17 protein-coding genes are annotated in these 19,185 nt (G+C 60.4%); 10 read left to right on the top strand and 7 right to left on the bottom strand.

The window, feature by feature from the left end:
• Positions 1-77 precede the first annotated feature (77 nt).
• Genes betI through betA form a run of 3 tightly spaced genes read left to right on the top strand, consistent with a single transcriptional unit; the run spans position 78 to position 3,833 of the window.
• Complete coding sequence (gene betI, locus ABLV12_RS17800) at positions 78-671, top strand: transcriptional regulator BetI (protein ID WP_160885810.1); 594 nt, start codon at positions 78-80, stop codon at positions 669-671.
• A 10-nt stretch (positions 672-681) separates the two neighbouring features.
• Positions 682-2,154, top strand: a complete 1,473-nt coding sequence (betB, locus tag ABLV12_RS17795) for a betaine-aldehyde dehydrogenase (protein WP_004100039.1) — start codon at positions 682-684, stop codon at positions 2,152-2,154.
• Between the two features lie 14 nt (positions 2,155-2,168).
• Positions 2,169-3,833, top strand: coding sequence for a choline dehydrogenase (gene betA, locus ABLV12_RS17790; RefSeq protein ID WP_064345007.1), 1,665 nt, complete (start codon positions 2,169-2,171; stop codon positions 3,831-3,833).
• A gap of 133 nt (positions 3,834-3,966) precedes the next feature.
• Here betA and ABLV12_RS17785 read toward each other — a convergent pair whose 3' ends face one another.
• A complete protein-coding gene (locus ABLV12_RS17785) occupies positions 3,967-4,662 on the bottom strand; it encodes a GNAT family protein (RefSeq protein ID WP_348867195.1) in 696 nt (231 codons plus the stop codon).
• A gap of 209 nt (positions 4,663-4,871) precedes the next feature.
• Between ABLV12_RS17785 and ABLV12_RS17780 the strand changes: the two genes are divergently transcribed.
• From ABLV12_RS17780 to ABLV12_RS17760, 5 genes are all read left to right on the top strand, one after another.
• The gene (locus tag ABLV12_RS17780) at positions 4,872-6,440 is read left to right on the top strand and encodes an ABC transporter substrate-binding protein (protein WP_004111210.1); all 1,569 of its coding nucleotides are present in this window, start codon (positions 4,872-4,874) and stop codon (positions 6,438-6,440) included.
• A gap of 164 nt (positions 6,441-6,604) precedes the next feature.
• The gene (locus ABLV12_RS17775) at positions 6,605-7,654 is read left to right on the top strand and encodes an ABC transporter permease (RefSeq protein WP_004100034.1); all 1,050 of its coding nucleotides are present in this window, start codon (positions 6,605-6,607) and stop codon (positions 7,652-7,654) included.
• The gene (locus tag ABLV12_RS17770) at positions 7,654-8,487 is read left to right on the top strand and encodes an ABC transporter permease (RefSeq protein ID WP_004100032.1); all 834 of its coding nucleotides are present in this window, start codon (positions 7,654-7,656) and stop codon (positions 8,485-8,487) included. The genes ABLV12_RS17775 and ABLV12_RS17770 overlap by 1 nt, the downstream gene beginning before the upstream one ends.
• Positions 8,480-9,316 (top strand): ABC transporter ATP-binding protein, encoded by an 837-nt coding sequence (locus tag ABLV12_RS17765; protein WP_348867194.1) that lies wholly within the window; start codon positions 8,480-8,482, stop codon positions 9,314-9,316. Before ABLV12_RS17770 ends, ABLV12_RS17765 begins: the two co-directional genes overlap by 8 nt.
• Positions 9,303-10,007, top strand: a complete 705-nt coding sequence (locus ABLV12_RS17760) for an ABC transporter ATP-binding protein (RefSeq protein ID WP_004100030.1) — start codon at positions 9,303-9,305, stop codon at positions 10,005-10,007. The genes ABLV12_RS17765 and ABLV12_RS17760 overlap by 14 nt, the downstream gene beginning before the upstream one ends.
• A 96-nt stretch (positions 10,008-10,103) precedes the next feature.
• On the opposite strand, the gene ABLV12_RS17755 is transcribed toward ABLV12_RS17760, so the two are convergent.
• A complete protein-coding gene (locus tag ABLV12_RS17755) occupies positions 10,104-11,441 on the bottom strand; it encodes an aspartate aminotransferase family protein (protein WP_004100029.1) in 1,338 nt (445 codons plus the stop codon).
• A gap of 182 nt (positions 11,442-11,623) precedes the next feature.
• Here ABLV12_RS17755 and ABLV12_RS17750 point away from each other — a divergent pair, with 182 nt between their 5' ends.
• Positions 11,624-12,388 (top strand): SDR family NAD(P)-dependent oxidoreductase, encoded by a 765-nt coding sequence (locus ABLV12_RS17750; protein ID WP_004100028.1) that lies wholly within the window; start codon positions 11,624-11,626, stop codon positions 12,386-12,388.
• Between the two features lie 709 nt (positions 12,389-13,097).
• Here ABLV12_RS17750 and ABLV12_RS17745 read toward each other — a convergent pair.
• From ABLV12_RS17745 to ABLV12_RS17730, 4 genes are read right to left on the bottom strand one after another with little or no spacing between them, the layout of a single operon-like run.
• A complete protein-coding gene (locus ABLV12_RS17745; protein WP_004111204.1) occupies positions 13,098-13,859 on the bottom strand; it encodes an amino acid ABC transporter ATP-binding protein in 762 nt (253 codons plus the stop codon).
• Positions 13,852-14,517, bottom strand: coding sequence for an amino acid ABC transporter permease (locus ABLV12_RS17740; protein WP_004100026.1), 666 nt, complete (start codon positions 14,515-14,517; stop codon positions 13,852-13,854). Before ABLV12_RS17740 ends, ABLV12_RS17745 begins: the two co-directional genes overlap by 8 nt.
• Before the next feature lie 14 nt (positions 14,518-14,531).
• Positions 14,532-15,173, bottom strand: a complete 642-nt coding sequence (locus ABLV12_RS17735; protein ID WP_004100025.1) for an amino acid ABC transporter permease — start codon at positions 15,171-15,173, stop codon at positions 14,532-14,534.
• Positions 15,174-15,222: 49 nt separating this feature from the next.
• Positions 15,223-16,074, bottom strand: coding sequence for a transporter substrate-binding domain-containing protein (locus ABLV12_RS17730; protein WP_160885808.1), 852 nt, complete (start codon positions 16,072-16,074; stop codon positions 15,223-15,225).
• 234 nt (positions 16,075-16,308) lie between these two features.
• Between ABLV12_RS17730 and ABLV12_RS17725 the strand changes: the two genes are divergently transcribed.
• Positions 16,309-17,775 carry a PLP-dependent aminotransferase family protein gene (locus tag ABLV12_RS17725; protein WP_016809446.1) on the top strand — a complete coding sequence of 489 codons (1,467 nt, stop codon included), beginning with the start codon at positions 16,309-16,311 and terminating at the stop codon, positions 17,773-17,775.
• Here ABLV12_RS17725 and ABLV12_RS17720 read toward each other — a convergent pair.
• Complete coding sequence (locus ABLV12_RS17720) at positions 17,772-19,106, bottom strand: PLP-dependent aminotransferase family protein (RefSeq protein WP_348867193.1); 1,335 nt, start codon at positions 19,104-19,106, stop codon at positions 17,772-17,774. The two genes, ABLV12_RS17725 and ABLV12_RS17720, sit on opposite strands and share 4 nt — an antisense overlap.
• Positions 19,107-19,185 lie beyond the last annotated feature (79 nt).

The following is a 19,185-nucleotide window of genomic DNA, read 5'->3' as shown; positions in this document are numbered from 1 at the left end:
AAGACACATTTTATATTGAACGTCCAATCAAAAACCGCTTTAATAGATAAACAAAGCTGATGAATGGAGTCTGAGAAATGCCCAAACTGGGGATGCAACCGATACGGCAGCGGCAGCTGATTGACGCGACCCTGGCCGCCATCAATGAAGTGGGAATGCACGATGCCACCGTCGCGCAGATCGCCCGACGTGCTGGCGTATCGACCGGCATCATCAGCCACTATTTCAAAGATAAGAACGGCCTGCTGGAGGCGACGATGCGCGATATCACCGGCCAGCTGCGCCAGGCGGTGTTGAGCCGCCTGCACGCCCTGCCCGGGGTCGGCCCGCGGGAACGCCTGCGCGCCATCGTGGCCGGCAACTTCGACGAGAGTCAGATAAGCAGCGCGGCAATGAAGGCCTGGCTCGCCTTTTGGGCCAGCAGCATGCATCAGCCGATGCTCTATCGCCTGCAGCAGGTCAGCAGCCGACGACTGCTGTCGAATATCGTCTATGAGTTTCAGCGCGCCCTGCCGCGCGAAGAGGCGCAGGAGGCCGGATACGGTCTCGCCGCGCTGATCGACGGGCTGTGGCTACGCGCGGCGCTGAGCGGTAAACCGCTCGATAAAGCCCGCGCCGAAACGCTCGCCGAGCACTTCATCAGCAAATATCTGCCACCGACTTCTCAATAATGGAGGACCCATGTCCCGAATGGCCGAACAGCAGCTTTACATCGACGGTGGTTATGTTTCCGCCACCAGCGGTAAAACCTTCGAGACGATTAACCCCGCCAACGGGGAAGTGCTGGCGACCGTCCAGGCCGCCGGCCGCGAAGACGTCGACCGGGCGGTAAAGAGCGCCCAAAAAGGGCAAAAAATCTGGGCGGCGATGAGCGCCATGGAACGTTCGCGCATTTTGCGTAAAGCGGTCGACATTCTGCGCGAGCGCAACGACGAACTGGCGCGTCTGGAAACTCTCGATACCGGCAAACCGCTAAGCGAAACCGCCGCCGTCGATATCGTCACCGGCGCTGATGTCCTGGAGTACTACGCGGGCCTGATCCCGGCGCTGGAAGGGAGCCAGATCCCGCTACGCGAAAGTTCATTCGTCTATACCCGCCGGGAACCGCTGGGCGTCGTCGCCGGGATCGGTGCCTGGAACTACCCGATCCAGATCGCCTTATGGAAATCAGCCCCGGCGCTGGCGGCCGGGAACGCGATGATCTTTAAGCCGAGTGAAGTCACCCCGCTCACCGCCCTGAAGCTGGCGGAAATTTACCGCGAAGCGGGACTACCGGCGGGCGTATTTAACGTGCTGCCGGGCACCGGCGCCGAAACCGGCCAGTATCTCACCGAGCACCCGGACATCGCCAAAATCTCCTTTACCGGCGGCGTCGCCAGCGGCAAAAAAGTGATGGCCAACTCCGCCGCCTCCTCACTGAAGGAAGTGACTATGGAGCTGGGCGGAAAATCACCGCTGATCGTCTGCGAAGACGCCAACCTCGACCTCGCCGCCGACATCGCGATGATGGCTAACTTCTACAGTTCAGGCCAGGTCTGCACCAACGGCACCCGGGTATTCGTTCCGGCGCGCCTGAAAGCGGCATTTGAAGAGAAAGTCCTCGCCCGCGTGGCGCGTATCCGCCCCGGCGATCTGTTTGCTGAAAGCACCAACTTCGGGCCGCTGGTGAGCTTCCCGCACCGCGAGAACGTGCTGCGCTACATCGAGACGGGTAAACAAGAAGGCGCGCGCCTGCTCTGCGGCGGCGAAGTGCTGAAAGGGGAAGGCTTCGACCACGGGGCATGGGTCGCCCCGACGGTATTTACCGACTGCGATGACCAGATGACCATCGTCCGCGAAGAGATCTTCGGCCCGGTGATGTCGATTCTGAGCTACGACGATGAGGAAGAAGCGGTTCGCCGCGCCAATGCCACCGAATACGGCCTCGCCGCTGGCGTCGTCACGCCGGATTTAAACCGCGCCCATCGTCTGATTCATCGGCTGGAGGCCGGGATCTGCTGGATCAACACCTGGGGCGAATCCCCTGCGGAGATGCCGGTCGGCGGCTACAAGCACTCCGGGATTGGCCGCGAAAACGGCGTACAGACGCTGCACAGCTACACCCAGATAAAATCCATCCAGGTTGAGATGGGTCAGTTTCAATCCATATTTTAACCAGGAGGTCATTTTTGCAGTTTGACTACATTATTATTGGTGCCGGTTCCGCCGGCAACGTACTGGCTACACGACTGACGGAAGATCCTGACACCACCGTCCTGCTGCTGGAAGCGGGCGGCCCGGATTACCGTTTCGACTTCCGCACCCAGATGCCCGCCGCGCTGGCGTTTCCTCTACAGGGGCGTCGCTATAACTGGGCCTACGAGACCGAGCCTGAACCGCATATGAACCATCGCCGCATGGAGTGCGGACGCGGTAAGGGACTCGGCGGATCCTCGTTAATCAACGGCATGTGCTATATCCGCGGCAACGCTATGGATCTTGATAACTGGGCCTCGGCGCCGGGGCTTGAGCACTGGAGCTACCTGGACTGCCTGCCCTATTACCGCAAAGCAGAATCCCGCGATATCGGCGCCAACGATTACCACGGCGGCGACGGCCCGGTCAGCGTCACCACGCCAAAGCAGGGCAATAATCCGCTGTTCCACGCGATGATTGAAGCTGGCGTACAAGCTGGCTATCCGCGCACCGACGATCTTAACGGCTACCAGCAGGAGGGATTTGGCCCGATGGATCGTACCGTGACGCCGCAGGGACGCCGCGCCAGCACCGCGCGCGGCTATCTCGACCAGGCGCGCGCGCGTCCCAATCTGACTATTCGCACCCATGCGCTGACCGATCATATTATTTTTGCCGGCAAGCGCGCCGTCGGCGTCGAGTGGCTGGAGGGCGACAGCACCGCGCCGTCGAAAGCGACCGCCAATAAAGAAGTGCTGCTCTGCGCGGGGGCTATCGCTTCGCCGCAAATTCTGCAGCGATCCGGCGTCGGCAGCCCGGAACTGTTGCGCCAGTTCGATATTCCGCTGGTACACGCCCTGCCGGGCGTCGGGGAAAACTTGCAGGATCATCTGGAGATGTATCTGCAGTACGAATGCAAAGAGCCGGTGTCGCTTTACCCGGCGCTGCAGTGGTGGAACCAGCCGAAAATCGGCGCCGAATGGCTGTTCGGCGGAACCGGCATCGGCGCCAGCAACCAGTTTGAAGCGGGCGGATTTATTCGCAGCCGGGAAGCCTTTACGTGGCCGAATATTCAGTATCACTTCCTGCCGGTCGCGATTAACTACAACGGCTCAAACGCGGTGAAAGAGCACGGCTTCCAGTGCCACGTTGGCTCTATGCGCTCCCCGAGTCGCGGCCACGTGCGGCTGAAATCGCGCGATCCGCACGAACATCCGGCGATTCTGTTTAACTATATGTCCAGCGAACAGGACTGGCAGGAGTTTCGCGATGCGATTCGGATTACCCGCGAAATCATGCATCAGCCGGCGCTGGATAACTATCGCGGCCGGGAGATCAGCCCGGGTGCGGAGTGCCAGAGCGATGCCGAGCTGGATGAGTTCGTGCGCAATCATGCGGAAACCGCCTTCCATCCGTGCGGCACCTGTAAAATGGGCTATGACGAGATGGCGGTGGTCGATGGCGAAGGTCGGGTTCACGGACTGGAAAGCCTGCGCGTGGTCGACGCCTCGATCATGCCGCAGATTATTACCGGCAACCTTAACGCGACCACAATTATGATTGGCGAAAAAATGGCTGATGCCATTCGCGGCCGTCAGCCGCTGCCGAAGAGCACGGCGGCGTATTACGTGGCGAACGGCGCGCCGGTTCGCCGGTAAGAGGCGGTTCCCGTCACCCCGCCCTCTCCCCAACGGGGCGAGGGCGAAAACCGCATCAGTAGCCCCCTCAAGCCCTGTGCCGGGAGGCAACGTTTGCGCCGAACGGCTCCCTCTCCCTCCGGGAGAGGGAAAACTAGCGAAAATCTTCCAGCCGCTTTATCTGCCGTCCATTAGCATCAAAATTCTCCGGCGCCAGCCAGGCCCGCAGCGCCGCATCGCGCGCGGGCCATTCGCTGTCAATAATCGACAGCATATCGCTATCGCGGGTTCGTCCTTTACGCACCATCCTCTGGCGAAGGCGTCCTTCCCAGGTGAATCCCAGTCGGTCAGCGGCGCGGCGGGAAGCAATATTCATTGAGTCACACTTCCACTCCAGTCGATGATAGCCATGGGCAAAACCATTTTGCAGCAGCAGCCAGACCGCCTCGGTGCCGAGCGGCGTATTTTTCATCGCCCGCGACCAGGTGACGTGGCCAATCTCCACCGTGCCCATCGCCCGCTCAATCGCCATATAGCTGACCAGCCCGACGGCTCGCTCGCAGCGCAGATCGACAACCGCGTAGGGCACCAGTCCGTCATCCATAACCTTGCCGGTGATCCAGTTCGCCGTTGACTCAACGCTCTGCGGACGCGTGCTCGCCAGCCACGTCCAGTCACTGTCGTCGCCGAGAGCATAGGCAGCAAACAGATCCGCCGCGTGCCGGTCGGTATCCAGCGGCTCCAGTCGGCAATAGCGGCCATTTAACGCCGTGCGGCGCAGAAGCCCCGCCCCCCGCCACCCGGGCACGCGATCGTTGACCTGCTGACCAAATTCATTAATTTCCGGCACGCTTATCTCTCCCGTATTGTTATCAAATTGTTATAGCAAGAAAGCCGAACGGCCGGAAGATGCCCGGTACGATCGATCGTCATAACCCATTGGTGTTGCTTATGCTTTTTAAGCATAAACTTAGCCGATCTTTGACTTTACGCCCGTAATTAAGCGGCCTAACGTAGCGAAACATCAATAATCACAATAACTTTTTTCAGGGATCGCATATGACTAAAAAACTGCTGCCGCTGCTGGCGCTCGCCGCGTTATCCGCCGCCGTTCACGCCGCCACGCCGCCGGGGACTCTGGTGGTCGCCCAGGGCCTCGACGATATCGTCAGCCTCGACCCGGCGGAAGCCAACGAGCTCTCCAGCATCCAGACGGTACCGAGCCTTTATCAGCGTCTGGTGCAGCCGGACCGCGATAACCCTGAAAAAATCACCCCGATCCTGGCCGAAAGCTGGCAGGCCGATCCGGCGGCGAAAACGCTGACCATCAAGCTAAAGCCCGACGCCAAATTCGCCTCCGGTAACCCGCTACGCCCGGAAGATGTCATTTACTCATACACCCGCGCGGTCACCCTGAACAAATCGCCGGCGTTTATTCTTAACGTCCTCGGCTGGCAGCCGGATAACATCGCCAGCCAGTTGAAGAAGGTAGACGACCATACCCTCACGCTACGCTGGACTGCCGACGTCAGCCCGGCGGTGGCGCTGAATATTCTCTCCACGCCGATTGCCTCTATCGTCGATGAGAAACAGGTCGCCCCGAACGCCAAAGATAACGACTTCGGCAACGGCTGGCTGAAAATGCACTCGGCGGGCAGCGGCGCGTATAAAATGCGGGTCTATCAGCCGCATCAGGCCATCGTGCTGGAGGCCAACAGCAGCGCACCCGGCGGCGCGCCGAAGCTGAAAAGCATCATCATTAAAAACGTTCCGGACCCGGCCTCACGTCGTCTTCTCATCCAGCAGGGTGATGCTGACGTGGCGCGCGATCTCGGCGCCGACCAGATTGCGGCTCTGCAGGGTAAAGCGGGCGTCAAGGTTCTCAGCATCCCCTCCGCTGAGCAGAACTATCTGGTCTTTAATACCGGCAACAGCGCTAACCCGCTGCTGAAAAACCCGGCCTTCTGGGAAGCGGCGCGCTGGCTGGTGGATTACAACGGCATCACGAAAGATTTGCTGAAAGGGCAATATTTCGTCCATCAGAGCTTCCTGCCGGTCGGCCTGCCGGGCGCGCTGGAGAATAACCCGTTTACATTCAACCCGCAAAAAGCCAAAGACATCCTCGCTAAAGCGGGCATTAAAGAGGCGCATTTCACCCTCGACGTCGAAAACAAGCCGCCGTTTATCACCATTGCTCAGTCGATGCAGGCGAGCTTCGCCCAGGGCGGCGTGAAGGTGGATTTGCTGCCGGCCGCGGGTAGCCAGGTCTATGCTCGCGTGCGCGCCAAACAGCATCAGGCGGCGATTCGGCTGTGGATCCCTGACTATTTCGACGCCCACTCTAACGCCAGCGCCTTTGCCTACAACGACGGTAAATCCAGTACCGTCGCCGGGCTAAACGGCTGGCAGATCCCGGAGCTGAATAAAGCGACCCTGGCGGCAGTCGCCGAGCCGGACGCAGCGAAGCGCCAGGATCTGTATAAAAACATGCAGGAGGAACTGCAGCGCAATTCGCCTTACGTGTTTATCGATCAGGGTAAAACCCAGATTGTGGTTCGCGATAACGTGAAGGGTTATCAGCAGGGTCTCAATGCCGATATGGTGTGGTATGACCGGGTAACCAAATAACGCCTGGGGCAGGTACAATCAGGTAGCCCGGACAGGCGCAACGCGCCGCCTCCGGGAACGCAGGCCCCGATACCTTATGTTTTCCCGTTGGCGCTGCGCTGACCGGGCTACAACAACAGATCGCACCAGCTGATAACACTGTACTTTTTACCAACGGAATAACCATGTCTGCTGTTTTACCTCCCCGAGCAGAGCGGCGCGCAAAACGCCCCCTGCTCGCGCTGTTTCAGGGACTGCTGACGCTGGCCCTGACGCTGCTCGGCCTGCTGCTGGTGACCTTTGCGCTCTCTGCGCTGTCGCCGGTTGATCGGGTGCTGCAAATCGTCGGCGACCACGCCAGTCAGTCCACCTATGATCAGGTGCGCCACCAGCTCGGCCTCGACCAGCCGTTGCCGCTGCAGTTCTGGCACTATCTGCTGAATCTCGCCCACGGCGATCTTGGAATCGCCAGCTCAACCGGCCAGCCGGTGCTGCACGACCTGCTCGCCGCTTTCCCGGCAACCCTCGAACTGGCCACGCTGGCGTTGATTATCGGCGCGCTGTCGGGCGTTATCGCAGGCGTTCTCTGCGCCCGCTACGTCGGCTCGCCGTGGGATCTGGCGATGCGCACCTTTACGCTGCTCGGCAACTCAGTGCCGATCTTCTGGCTCGGCCTGCTGATGCTGGCGCTGTTTTACGCCAAACTGCAGTGGACGCCGGGGCCGGGGCGGCTGGACGATATTTATCAGTACACCGTCGAACCGCGCACCGGCTTTGCGCTCATTGATACCTGGCTCTCGGGTGATAAAGAGGCGGTTAAAAACGCCGCCGGGCACCTGCTGCTGCCGGTGCTGCTGCTGGCCTATTACTCTCTGGCGAGCATCACCCGCCTGACCCGTTCCGCCTGCCTGAGCGAAATGAACAAAGAGTACATCCTGCTGGCGCGCGCCAAAGGGGCCGGTGAGATGACGATTCTGCTGCGTCACGTCCTGCCCAATATCCGCGGCACCCTGCTGACGGTGACCGCCCTCGCCTGGACCTCCATGCTGGAAGGGGCGGTGTTGACCGAAACCGTCTTCTCCTGGCCGGGAATTGGCCGCTATCTGACCACCGCGCTCTTTGCCGGCGATACCACGGCGATTATGGGCGGTACGCTGCTGATCGGCGCGAGCTTTGTGCTGATTAATAACCTCACCGACCTGCTGGTGCGGCTGACCGATCCGAGGATACGCTGATGCCTGGCTACCTTTTTTTACGCCGCCTGCGCCGTTCTCCCGCCGCCTTTTGCGGTCTGATCATCATTACGTTACTCCTGCTGACTGCGCTCTTTGCGCCCTGGCTGGCTCCGCTCGACCCGAACTGGCAGGACGCCGCCGCGCGGCTGCAGGGTCCGGGCGCGCGGCACTGGCTCGGCACCGACAGCTACGGTCGCGATCTTCTCTCAAGGCTGATTTTCGGCACCCGTCCGGCGCTGGGGCTGGTTGCGCTGGTGACGGCGATTACGCTCCCCGCCGGTCTGCTGGTGGGGATCCTGTCCGGCTATTACGGCGGCTGGCTGGAGCGCGTGCTGATGCGTTTTACCGACGTGGTAATGTCGATGCCGCGGCTGATTCTGGCCTTCGCGTTTGTCGCGATGCTCGGCCCGGGCCTGGTGAACGGCGCCCTGGCGCTGGCGCTAACGACCTGGCCCGCTTACGCCCGTCAGGCGCGCAGCGAAATTCAGCGCCTGCGCCACAGCGACTATCTGGCGGCGGCGGAGATGATGGGCATTCGCGGCTGGCGTCTGCTAATTGGCCATATTCTGCCGCTCTGCCTGCCCTCGGCGATCGTCCGGCTGGCGCTGGATCTAGCCGGGATTATTCTCGCCGCTGCCGGTCTCGGCTTCCTTGGCCTCGGCGCCCGCCCGCCAATGGCGGAATGGGGCGCGATGATCGCCGACGGCATGCAGGTCATTTTCGACCAGTGGTGGATCGCCGCCGCCCCTGGCGCCGTCATCCTGATCGCCAGCCTGGCGTTTAACCTGCTGGGCGATGGCCTGCGCGACGTTCTGGAGCCGCAACATGACTGATACTCGTCTGATCGTTCAGGGACTGACCATCGACTATCCCACCGCCAGAGTGGTGGACCATTTAAGCTTCACGCTCGGCAACGAGCGACTGGCGCTGGTCGGCGAATCCGGCTCCGGTAAATCCATGACCGCACGCGCCCTGATGGGGCTGGTCCGCCGGCCCGGCGTCGTCAGCGCCGATGCGCTCAACGTGCTGGGGCGCGACGCATTAACCCTTCGCGAGCGCGGCTGGCGCGCGCTACGCGGCAACGATATTGCGATGGTGCTGCAGGATCCGCGCTACGCGCTCAATCCGGTAAAAAGCATTCAGGCGCAGCTGGAAGAGGCATTAACTCTGCATCAGCGCCTTAGCCGCCGCGCGCGGCTGGAGGCGGTCAAAGCCGCCGTTGCCGCCGTCGGTCTGGATTTACCGGTACTCAACCGCTATCCTGGCGAACTCTCCGGCGGGATGGGCCAGCGGGTGATGATTGCCCTTGCGCTGCTCAATAATCCGCAGGTGCTGATCGCCGATGAGCCCACTTCAGCCCTCGATGCCCGACTGCGCAATCAGATCCTTGAACTGCTGGTAGAGCAGTGCGAACAGCGGCGGATGGCGATGCTGTTGATTAGCCACGACCTGCCGCTGGTGGCCGAGCACTGCCAGCGGGTGCTGGTCCTGTATCAAGGGAAAAAGGTCGATGAGATGGCGGCGCGAGATCTGACGACGGCGACGCATCCCTACACCCGTACGCTCTGGACCTGTCGCCCGGCCGCGCAAACTTACGGTCAGATGCTGCCGACCCTCGACCGAACCCTGAACTTGACGGAGGCGGCGCATGGCAATCGTTAATCTCAACAATCTACAGGTGAATTTTGCTGAAAAAACCGCGGTGTCCGCCGCCAGCTTTGCCGTTGATGCAGGGGAAACGTTCAGCCTGATCGGCGCATCCGGCTGCGGAAAATCAACGATTCTCCGGGTATTAGCCGGGCTGCAGCGGGACTGGCGCGGCCGCGTTGAACTGTTCGATAAGGCCATTACGCCGGGCGCGCGTTTTCAGGGCGAACTGCGGCGCAACGTACAGATGGTGTTTCAGGACCCGTACGCCTCGCTGCATCCCAATCATACGCTATGGCGTACGCTGGCGGAGCCGCTGAAAATACACGCTATCGGCGAAATCGAGCAGCGGGTGTCCACCGCCCTGGAAGAGGTGGGGCTGCCTGCCGACGCCGCGCGCCGCTATCCGCACCAGCTTTCCGGCGGCCAGCGCCAGCGGGTGGCGATTGCTCGCGCGCTGCTGCTGCGGCCAAAGATTCTGCTGCTGGATGAGCCAACGTCGGCGCTGGATATGTCGGTGCAGGCGGAAATACTGAATCTGCTCAATCGGCTAAAGCAGGAGCACGGAATGACCTATCTGCTGGTCAGCCACGATGCCGATGTGATTGCCCATATGTCGGACCGGGCAGCGTTTATGGCGGAGGGCGTGATTCAGCGCTTCTTTGACCGCGAAGCGCTGGCGAACGGCGAACATCGGTTAGACTGAAAACCCGCCCCCGCTTGCGGGGCTACGGGTTCGACGCCATCTGCGAGAAGGTCGCCCGGGTAAGGCGTTTACGCCGCAACCCGGGAAATCATCCCCTTACTGAGCCAGGTTCGCGAAGCGGGCGAATACCGCATCAAAAATCGCCAGGCCTTTTGCCACCTGCCCGGCGCTGATGGTGCACGGCGGCACCACATGAATGCGGTTCTCCACCACAAACGCCAGCAGGCCGGCTTCGGTTAACGCGCCTTTAATGGCCGCCATATCGGCAGCGCCCAGCGGCGTTTTATGTTCGCGGCTGCTGACCAGCTCCAGCGCCTGGAACAGACCGCGGCCGCGCACGTTGCCGATAATCGCGTGCTTCTCCGCCAGCGCCTCCAGCCCCGGACGCAGCACCTCGTTGCCGATGGTCGCCGCGTTCTCCACCACCTTCTCTTCCTTCATCGCGTCAATGGTGGCGACAATCGCCGCCATCGCCAGCGGATGGCCGGAATAGGTCAGCCCCCCGGCAAAGAAATGGTCATCAAAGTAGCGGGCGATAGGCTCGCTAATCAGCACGCCGCCGGCCGGGACGTAGCCCGCATTGACCCCTTTGGCGAAAGTCACCAGATCCGGCACCACGCCATCCTGCTCGAAGGCAAACCAACTCCCGGTACGACCAAAACCGGCCATCACTTCATCAAGGATCAGCACAATACCAAACTCATCGGCCAGCGCCCGCACCCCCTGCATATAGCCCTCGGGCGGGACAAGAATCCCGGCGGTGCCCGGAATCGACTCCAGCAGAATCGCGGCTATCGCGTTCGGGCCTTCGCATTCAATCATCCGCCGCAGATGGGCCAGCGCGCGCTGGCACTCCTCCTCTTCCGTCGCGGCGTTAAATTCGCTGCGATAGAGGTAGGGATTGAAAAAGTGTACGTGCCCGCGGGAATACTCGTTCGGCACCCGGCGCCAGTCGCCGGTGGCGGCAATGGCGCTGCCGGTGTTGCCGTGATAGGAGCGATAGGCAGAGAGCACTTTATCGCGCCCGGTGTAGAGCCGCGCCATGCGGATGGCGTTCTCGTTGGCGTCGGCGCCGGCGTTGGTGAAGAACACTTTGCTAAAGCCTTCCGGCGCCAGATCGACGATGCGCTTCGCCGCTTCGCCGCGGGCGAGGTTGGCAGTGGCGGGCGCGATGGTCACCAGCTCTTCCAGTTGGGCTTTCATCGCCGCCAGCACGCGCGGATGCTGATAGCCAATGTTGACGTTGACCAGCTGGCTGCTGAAATCCAGGTAAGTATTGCCTTCGTAATCCCACAGCTCGCAGCCTTTAGCCCCGGCGATCACCAGCGGATGTAAATTGCCCTGCATCGACCATGAATGAAACACATAAGCGCGATCCAGCTGCCGAACTTCATCATTGCTTATCGCTACCTCGTTCTGTAGTGCCAGCTTCATACCCTGCCCTCTCTCATGTCGTTGTTGTTGGCCTCATCATTGGTCGTTCAGGGCAGAAACGGATAGAGCCAGTCAGGCGAAAATGATGTGACACCGTGTCACATCGCCGCGCGCCGACTGGCTCTGTGCCCGCGCGCGCGGGGTTTTTATAGTGGGAGCGACAACCTGCACAGGAGAATGAAATGGCAACGAGCAAAGTGGTGTTTATTACCGGGGCGACCTCGGGTTTTGGGGAAGCAGCGGCGCAGGTCTTCGCCGATGCGGGCTGGTCGCTGGTGCTGAGCGGACGCCGTTTTGAGCGGCTGAAGGCGCTACAGGATAAGCTCGCCTCGCAGGTGCCGGTGCACATTATCGAACTCGACGTCCGCGATAGCGATGCGGTCGCCGGGGCCGTGGCGGCGCTGCCCGCTGAATTCGCCGATATCACGACGCTGATTAACAACGCCGGGCTGGCGCTGTCGCCGCAGCCCGCGCAGAAAGTGGATCTGGACGACTGGAAAACGATGATCGACACCAATGTCACCGGGCTGGTCAACGTGACCCATGCCCTGCTACCGACGCTGATTCGTCACGGCGCGGGGGCGAGCATCATCAATATTGGCTCTATCGCCGGGCAGTGGCCCTATCCCGGCAGCCACGTCTACGGCGCCAGTAAGGCTTTCGTGAAGCAGTTCAGCTATAACCTGCGCTGCGATCTGCTCGGGACCGGGGTGCGCGTGACCGATCTCGCGCCGGGTATTGCCGAAACGGAATTTACCCTGGTGCGCACCAAAGGCGACCAGGCGGCGTCGGACAACCTGTATCGCGGTACCACGCCGCTGAGCGCGCGGGATATTGCCGAACAGATGTTTTATATCGCCACCCTGCCGGACCATATGAACATCAACCGGGTCGAGGTAATGCCGGTACGTCAAGCCTGGCAGCCGTTCGCGATCGATCGGGATTGAGGTTTGGTAGGGCGGAGAGGCGCGTCAAGCGCCGCCTCCGGGAATGGTAGCCCGGACAGGCGCGATAAGCGCCGCCTCCGGGAAAGTGTGCAGGGGTTCCGTTCACTATTATCCCGCAGAAAATGTCTCAACGTGGTAGGTGAACGGGTAAAGGGGGAGAAAACCGTCTCCCCCTTTACAATCCCCGCGGTCCCGCAAAGAAATCGGTGCTGCGCACTGCGCTCACCTCCCGGACCTCAGCCTGCGGTCGGCTCAACTCGACATCACTGTCTCGATTCGCCTCTGTCCGCCATCCCTGGCGGCCAGCCCTTGTCTTCGGTCCTCCGGTTCGCCGATTTCAGCGGGGGCCAGGGCATCGCTGCATCTCACGTTGTTTCAGAAATATCCCCGCTGCTGTATGAAACTCTCCCGGAGGCGGCGCTTGACGCGCCTGTCCGGGCTACTCAATCTGCCACCCTCAGGCGCCGGGCCCGGAAATCCCGGGTCGCGGCGTAAACGCCTTACCCGGGCTACCGCCCCTGCATGAACATCTCCCGGAGGCGGCGCTTGACGCGCCTGTCCGGGCTACCCAATCTGCCACCCTCCAACACCGAGCCCGGAAATCCCGGGTCGCGGCGTAAACGCCTTACCCGGGCTACCGCCCCGCAGACGGCTGGAAACCCGTAGCCCCGGTAAGCGCAGCGCGACCGGGGAGATTGGCCGCTGGAGATTACCGGCTGCTCTGCAGAAACTGCCTGACGCGCTCGGAGTCCGGGTTGCTGAAAAACTTCTCCGGCGGCGCTTTCTCAATCAACAATCCCTTCTCAAGAAACACCACCTCATCCGATACCTGGCGCGCAAAGTCCATCTCGTGGGTCACCACCACCATCGTGTAGCCCTCGGCGGCCAGTGCCTTCATCACCCCCAGCACCTCGTTGACCAGCTCGGGGTCCAGCGCCGATGTCGGCTCATCAAACAGAATCACCTCCGGCGACATCGCCAGCGAACGGGCAATAGCCACCCTCTGCTTCTGTCCGCCGGAGAGCGTGATCGGGTAAACGTCGGCTTTATGCGCCATCCCCACTTTCTCCAGCTGCTGCATGGCGATAGCCTTCGCTTCATCACGCTTCATCCCCTTGACGTGCAGCAGCGCTTCGCTGACGTTCTGCTGCACCGTCAGGTGCGGCCACAGGTTAAAGCTCTGAAACACCATCCCTACCCGCTCGCGGATTTTCGACAGCTGACGATGGGACATCGCCCGGCCATTTTGCTCATCAATCCCCAGCCGCTGGCCGCTGATGCGGATCTCGCCGCGATCCGGCTGTTCCAGCCAGTTCATGCAGCGTAGCAGCGTTGATTTACCTGACCCCGACGAGCCGAGTATGCTCACCACGGTCCCTTTCTCTACCGTCAGATTGATATCACGAAGAACTTCAACATTATCAAACTGTTTTGAGACGTTTTTGACGCTTACAGCAGTCGTATCAGGCATGACTCATTCCTCTTCTCGCTCCCCAGGCGCTCAGACGCTTAATCAACAGCTCCAGCAGGATGCTGATCGCCCAGTAGAGCCCAATGGCGACAATAAAGGCGTTAAACGGGATAAAATAGGTGGCCTGCACGCTGTTAGCCGCGGCGGTTATCTCCTGGACGGTGATAATGCTGAGGAAAGCGGTATCTTTCAGGCAGATAATCAGCTGATTGCCCATCAGCGGTAGTGCCGATGACAAAATATTGGGCAGAATAATGCGGCGGAATATTTTGTAGCGCGAGAATCCCTGCGCTACCGCCGCCTCGATATAGCCTCCGGAAAAGACCCGACGCTGGCTGCGCAAAATCTCAAAGAAATAGGCGCCGTGGTAGATAATCAGGGCGATTAATCCGGCGGTCCAGGGCTCCAGACTAATACCCACTTGCGGCAGTCCGTAATAGAGCAAATAGGCGAGGATCAAAAAGGGAATCGCCCGCATTAAGCTGACAAAGCCAATAATAAGCCGGTTAAGAGTTTTCTTTTGATACTCGGTTAAATAGCACAGGGCCACGCCGATAATTAAGCCGGCTATTGCCGCAGTAATAAAAAGCTCAAGGGTGGCGAGTAAACCGGCAATAAAGCTGTCGCGCACCGACCAGATAACGGCCCACTGATTCATAGCACCTCCTCTCTTTATCGTGCCAGACGCTTCGCTTTACGCTCGGCCATCCCCTGCAGTTTCAGCAGCAGGCCAATAATCACCACGTACAGCAGACCCGCCGCCAGAATCGGCGAAAGCGGCTCATAGGTGACCGAAGAAATTCGGTTGGTCACGCGCGTCAAATCCACCACGCCAATCACCGCAATGGCGGGACTGCCCTTAATCAGGAACGACATCTCATTAACCAGCGCGGGCAGGCTTTCAATCCACATTTGCGGCAGCATGATGTAGCGGAAGTAAGCCCAGCGGCGCATCCCTACCGACTCCGCCGCTTCCCGCTGTTCGCGGGGGAAAGTGCGAAAGGCATTGCGCCAGATTTCGGCGTTGAAGGCCGAGGTGTTGAGCGTCAGCGCCACAATCGCCGCGACGTTTTTATCGAGATTAATCCCGACGGTCGGCAGAGAAAGAAACAGGAACAGCACCAGCGTAACCAGCGGCGTCGCGCGGGCAAGGCTGATATAGACCACCAGCAGCTGATCGATAACCGGGATACGCAGCATGCGCACCAGCGCGATCAGCAGACCAATCACCACCCCAAAGGCAATGGCGATGGCCGAAATCCAGAGGGTCGTCCATGCGCCTTCAATCAGTAACTGCCAGGAAATTGCATCCATGAAGCCCTCCTTCACCTGAACAGGCGGCGGTTTCCCGCCGCAGAACTCATTACAGCCCGGCTAATTTATGGAACTGTTCCGGGCTGGTAATCGCTTCGGTCGGCAGGTCGTCATAGGTTTCGCCAAACCACTTTTTCTGGAGTTCCGCAAGCTTGCCGGTCTCCTTCATGTGGTTCATAAATTTGGTCATATAGGCCAGCAGCTGCGGCGAGTTTTTCGGGATCGGCCACGCCATATAGCCCGGGCCGGATACCGCCAGACCTTTGGCAAACACCTTCGGCTTAGCCTTCGCCAGGTCGTTGACCGAGATAACCACGTTAATCACGTAGTCCAGGCGTTTGTTGGCGAGGTCGGCGTAGGCTTCAGGATAGGAGGGATACTCCACCACCGGCCCCAGCTTACCGCCGGTTTTCTCCAGCATTGCTTTCAGTTCTGGCAGCCTTGCCAGCAGCGCGCTGCCCGCCTGAACGCCCACTTTTTTCCCACTCAGTTCGGCAATGGTATTCAGGGAATTATCACCCGCGCGTTTGACAAAATAGTGCTGCGCTGACGCCCACGGCGGCGTGAAATCAAAGACCTTGAGACGGTCATCGGTAATCACCGCGCCGGTTAACGCCATGTCGTATTGCCCGGTGGAGACCGCCGCCAATAATCCGGTCCATGGCAGAATGCTCTGGTCGACGTTGAATTTCGCGTATTTACGTAATTCATTGAGCATATCTTTGTTGAAGCCATCCGCCTGGCCGTTATTCATAAAGTTAAAAGGCGCGTAATCATCTTCGGTCGCGACTTTCAGGGTGCCGGATTTTTCTATTTCCGGAAGATCTGCGGCGGCTGCGTGATAAGAAAAGGCCATCGCCATGATGGCGCCCAGACAAATTGAACCTAATGATTTGTTCATTAATTCACCCCTAATTAATTCGCCAGACGTGTTCATTCCAGAACATGAAAAGGTTTTGCAAAATATGTGCCGACGGAAGTTCCGGTCCGCGACTGATGAATACGTTTTTACTGTAGGGAGCGTTTTAAATTTCCGGATAGAGCCAGATTCATCGTGCGGATGTGTCAGTCATTCTCAGGGTGGTATGGAATTTGCTCCGGTTCCTGTACAGAGCGTTTGAGTAAGGAGCCAGCCATGATCCGACACCGGTTACACGTTGATTTCGACCCGCGCCGCGGTTTGCAGGAGCAGGTGCGCGAAACGCTGATTAACGCCATTCTGGGCGGCATTTTTTCCGCCGACACGCCGCTCCCCTCCTGCCGCCAGCTGGCCAGCCAGCTGCGGGTATCGCGCAACACCACGGCGCTGGTGTTTGAGGGGTTGGTTAACGAGGGATATCTGGTGAGCCGCCCGCGCAGCGGTTATTACCTGCATGCGGATTATCAGCACGCAGCTCCCTCCACGGTAACGGAAGCTGCACCGCAGGACGCGGGTTCTGCACCACGCTGGGGCACGCGGCTGCAAATTACCCCCAGTCAGCAGGAGTCGATTCTCAAACCGGCCGGCTGGATGAACTACCGCTATCCGTTTATCTACGGTCAGCCCGATACCCGCCAGTTCCCGCTGGCGACCTGGCGCTCGGCGGCGAACTGGCTGCACGGCGGCGTAAGGGACCCGGAGTGGGTGGTGGATCATATCGATCGGGACGTGCCGATGCTGATTGAGCAGATCCGCACCCGGGTGCTGCCCAAACGCGGAATTGTCGCCTCGGCGGACGAGATTCTGATAACCCTCGGTTCGCAAAACGCGCTGTACCTGCTGACCCGCCTGCTGATGTCCCCCGGCACGCGCGTTGGCGTGGAGAATCCCTGTTTTCGCGAGGCTATTAACACTTTTCTGCTTGCCGATACCGATATCGTGCCGCATCCGGTGGATGAACAGGGGATCGTCCTTAATGACGCCCCCTGCGATTACTACTATGTGACTCCCGGGCATCAGGTGCCAACCGGGGTGGCGATGAGCAAAGCGCGCCGCAGCCAGCTGCTGGAGCATGCCGCCCGCCATGATGCGGTGATTATTGAGGACGATTACGACTCTGAAAGTAACTTTATGCTCAACCCGCTGCCGGCGCTGAAGGCCAGCGATCGCTGCGGACGAGTGATCTACGTGAGCAGCCTGTCAAAGGCGCTCTCGCCTGGCCTGCGGCTGGGCTTTATGGTCGCTGACCCGGATCTGATTGACGAAGCCCGGGCGCTGCGGCGGCTGGTGTATCGTCATCCGCCAACCAACATTCAGTATCAGATGGCCCATTTTCTCGCCCAGGGTCATTATGAAACCCACCTGCGGCGCTACCATTACGACTCTGCCCAGCGCTGGGAGCGCCTCAATAACGCGCTGCGGCAGCACCTGCCAGAATGCCAAATCATCCCCGGCAGCGAACACGCCAATGCCTTCTGGCTGGCCACCCCGGAGCAAATCAACACCCAGCAGCTGACCTGGCGCGCCGCCCACGCCGGGGTGCTGATCGAGCCCGGCGCCCGGCATTTTCTCAGCGACGCGCCGCCGGATAACTTTTTCCGAATGGGCTTTCACGCCATTAACCCTGACGCCATCGAACAAGGCGTGGAGGTGCTGCGCGGCCAGCTGGCGCAGATGGGCTAGCGGTATTGTTCAAATGCCACGGCCTGGCGAACCTCGACCAGCGCCGCGCGCAGGGTATCAAGCGGAACAGAACCGAGGGCGATGCGCAGCGCCTGCGGAACAGTTGCGGCAACGCAGAAGGGTTCGGCGGTCGACACGGAAATATGGCGCGCCATCAGCGTTTTCGCCAGCCGATCGGCCCGACTCTCTTCGCCCAGAGGTAGCCAGAGAAAGTACGAATCCTCATGGCTCACGAAGGGCAGCCCGTCGAGCGCCTCACGGGCAAGCCGCTGCCGCTGCCGCGCATCCTGGCGTTTCTCATTTTCAAAGCGTGCAACCGTGCCATCTTCAATCCAGGCGCAGATCAGCGAGCTCATCAATGACGGCGTATTCCACGTCGTCGCTCGTATGGCGCGCTCAATCTCAGTCCGATAGCGAGGTGGGCAGATGACCGTCCCTACGCGCAGACCGGTAGCGACGTTTTTCGAGAAGCCGGTGACATATACCGTTCTTTCCGGCGCATAGCTCACCAGCGGCGGCGGCGGATTGCGCACCAGGCTGGCATAGGCGGCATCTTCAACGATCAGCAGGTCGTGCTGGCGGGCGAGTTCCGCCAGCGTCTGCCGTTGGCGAGGGCTGAGCACCCAGCCCAGCGGATTGTGCAGCGTCGGCATGGTATACACCGCCCGGACGCGCCGCTGCTGGCATAGCCGGTGGAGCGCATGCAGATCCGGTCCGTCCGCGCCGCAGGGGATCGCCGCCAGTTCCAGATGATACAGCGCCGCCAGAACCTTAAAACCCGAGTAGGTGAGCGCATCGACCGCCACCACGTCCCCCGGCCGCAGAAGCCCCATCACGGTCACCGCCAGACCGTGCTGGGCGCCGTTGACGATCAGCACATTTTCCGCGTCAGGGGCAAAGCGGCTGCTGGTCAGATAGCGAGCGATAATTTCACGTTCCGGGAGCCGTCCGCCATGCGGCTGGTAGCGCAGATGAGCCTCGATATCCCCTACCCCCGCCAGCTGCCTGAGCGCCTCGCGCAGCGCATCCCCCTGCGTCGGCAGCGAAGGATAGTTGAAGTTGAGATCCACAACATCGGCTGCCACCGCCTGCTGATCGACACCGTGTCCCGGCGGTAGCGCGATGTCCCGCACGAAGGTGCCGCGACCGGTTTCGCCGCTGACCAGCCCCATCGCTTCCAGTTCATGATAAACGCGCGTGGCCGTGGCCAACGAGATCCCTTCGTCGGCGGCAAGCGTACGATGCGTCGGCAGGCGGGTTCCGGCCGGCAGCTGTCCGCTCTGAATCGCCTGCGCGTATCTGTCGACAACCGCTTTGTATCGGGCTTTCATCGGTGAATGTATCTATGACAATAATTTGATTGTATTGGATTGACCACATTACCATCGGCGCAGTCATGGCTCAAGCGAG

The organism is Klebsiella sp. CN_Kp100 (assembly GCF_040065315.1).
Lineage (GTDB): Bacteria > Pseudomonadota > Gammaproteobacteria > Enterobacterales > Enterobacteriaceae > Klebsiella > Klebsiella oxytoca.
Note: the sequence above shows the minus strand (reverse complement) of the source record. Positions and strands in the feature narration are given on the sequence as shown.